Consider the following 2,669-nt stretch of genomic DNA (forward strand, 5'->3'; position numbering starts at 1 on the left):
GGCCGACCCCGCCACCACGCTTAACTAATCATACTGTGAACGAGGTTGTAACTCAAGGATCAACGAAAGACGGCCGAAGGGACCGCCCTGTCCACCTGTCCCTTCTGTCCACGGCGACATAGAGGTTTCCCCTCAGCGTCAGCCGTTGGCTGTGCGTACAGAGCGCGGTGCTCTCACCGAGCTGTGGCTCTGCGCCGCTCGTCGGGGTGATCTCTCCAAGCGGCCGGCGACCTTGCGGTGCGCGAGGTCCGGCGGACCCGGACCGAGCGCCGCCGGCCGCGCACCGCCGACCGAAGGGAGGCGAACGGGACGCGGTGAGCCGCAGCGGCGTCTGAGCGTGCGCTCGGCGTCGGGGGTGGGCTGGTGAGCGTCGATCGTGGGTCCGGGCCGGAGGATCGCCCTTCACTTGATTATATGGGCGAAAACCCAACACCGGGGAAGGGAGGGTTTTCGGGCCGTGAGGCGGACGATTCGGACCCCGACGATCAAGACGGCGAGCAGAGCTATTCGCGTCAGCAGGCCCGCGTGTTTCAGCGGAGCGTTACGATGCTCAAATACTGGGAGGCGCGGAACTACGACGTGCTCTGGTTGACGTTCACGTCCTCGCCTGAGTCGCGTCCGAGTGATGAGCTGGCGTACTCGCACCAGCGTCTCCGGCAGCGGGTCGAGCGGGCCGACCTTGCCGTATGCGACGGTGAGCGGTGTCCTCACCATGAGGAACCTACTGGGCACCGGCTGGACCACATCGACAGCCTCGAACACCTTCAGATTCGGACGTGTGAGGGGCCGCAGGGGGTGATTCACGCTTTCTGGGCGTGGGACCGGGATCGGCTTCGTGACGGCAACCACAGTCGTAGCCTCTACATCCCGCAGAATTGGCTCTCTGACCAGTGGGCCGACCTCCACGGCTCCGAAGTTCCGATGGAGCCGGGTGAGTTGAAGAAGTGGCCGGAGTCCGCTGCGGGTCACATGGAGCGCCTCGCTCGGGATCGCGCTCCGTTTATCGTCGATGTCCGCCGGGTGGGGCCGGAGCATACTGAAGCCGAACATAAGCCGGAGCACATGGCTGCTTACGCTGCTTCGCAGTATCTCGGTGATCATGGGGAGGCGCTCGAACACTTGGGGTGGTCGCACGGCCGATCTCTTGGTGGGCCGCTCGCCGAGACGTGGGAGCAGCTGAAAGCGGTTGCCGACTCGATGGGTTCCGCGATCGACTACTGGGATCGTCTGATCTCCGGGGAACCCGTCGCGGTGAACCGGAGCAACGGGAACGTTCATACCGAGCTGGCGTTCAAGCCGCCGCCGGATCTCGGGTATTCGATCGCGTCGAGTGTCACACCGCCGAGTGACTACTCCGCTCCCGGTCCTGATGGTGACACCCGAGTCCGGTCCTACTCTGGGGAGAGTTCCACGGATCAGGAGCCGCCTCCGTTCTGGGGTACTGGGTTCCGGCTGATCTCGATCGATGGGGTGCGGCTCATCGAGCGCGACGATGGGACCTACGTCGACCCTGAGTCGGGCGAGCGTGTGTCGCCACCGGGAGTGTAAGGGAGCGCGGGGTACCCCGACCCCCGCCGAGTCACGCCGGGCGCACGTCGGCCCCCACGTCGAGGCAACGCCGACCCCCACGTCGAGGCAACGTCGATCCCCACGTCGAGGCAACGCCGACCGACGTGCCGAGCGCGCGATCTCGGCGGGGCCGTCGGCGGGGAGCGCGGGGTAGCTCTCTCTGAGAGAGATTGGTAGTGCCGGGTAGGAGGATGGTAGTGCTGGGGTAGAAGGATGGGTAGTGCTGAGGTAGGCGTTCACGTAGAGCGAACGTAGGTCTACGCGTAGAAATCGCGATCACTACCTCGTAGGCTAGGTGTGTTCTCACCTGCTGGGGTGGGAAATCTGGGAATCGTTTACGTGATTTTACCCAGCGGTCTTGATGTCCGCCCGGAGCGGGTCGTATATGACTTAAAGACTTACCCCCATTTACCCCTGAAATGTGTATAAATCTCTGGGTGTTAATCGGCAAGTACAGCCTCTCTTTGCGTTATTTTCGGCGTTTAAGGTTCCATGGGGTTTTTGCGTAGTCGTCGTATAGCGGCATCTATGGAAAATGAAATCGCGGTTCGATCGGTTGGCGAGGATGAGGTGTGGTCCGGGTCTAAGCGTCGCGGTGATGGGGGTCCGGCTGGGGACCGCTTCGATCGGTCACGGGACACGCGTCAGTCTGACGAGCCGGAGGTGGTTGTCCAGGCGAACCCTGAGCCGGAGTCGCAGCCGTTTCTGCTCCAGTTGGTCGATGGGATCGTGGAGTTGTTGGCTTCGCTCTGGGACCGGTTGAGGTCGGTCTGAGGTGAGTCGTGATCGTGATTGACGTCTGCCCGTTCTGCGGGGAGGAGGAGATCGAGCCACCCATCCACTACCCGTCTCCTGAGGGGGAGAGGTGTCCGGCAACCCCGATGACGCGGTCGGCGAGTACACCTTCCCCGCCGGGCGTCGAGGGCACAGAGAGGGAGGGCAGCCGTCAGCAAGCCGGCTGTAGCGTATTGCGAAAACATGATCCGGCGGAGGGCCGCGACGCGGCCGACCCCGCCACCACGCTTAACTAATCATACTGTGAACGAGGTTGTAACTCAAGGATCAACGAAAGACGGCCGAAGGGACCGCCCTGTCCACCT

General features: G+C 63.2%; 1 protein-coding gene. It reads left to right on the forward strand.

Annotated elements, in window-relative coordinates; genetic code table 11:
* Positions 1-414 precede the first annotated feature (414 nt).
* Positions 415-1,548 (forward strand): hypothetical protein, encoded by a 1,134-nt coding sequence (locus ABD329_RS47595; RefSeq protein WP_344318247.1) that lies wholly within the window; start codon positions 415-417, stop codon positions 1,546-1,548.
* The last annotated feature ends 1,121 nt before the right edge of the window (positions 1,549-2,669 follow it).

It is taken from the genome of Streptomyces javensis, assembly GCF_039525925.1.
In the GTDB taxonomy this organism is placed as follows: domain Bacteria; phylum Actinomycetota; class Actinomycetes; order Streptomycetales; family Streptomycetaceae; genus Streptomyces; species Streptomyces asiaticus.

What these genes read in the sequence shown, in the direction of transcription:
- ABD329_RS47595 (WP_344318247.1), top strand. Translation starts at nt 415, where the DNA reads ATGGGCGAAAACCCAACACCGGGGAAGGGAGGGTTTTCGGGCCGTGAG.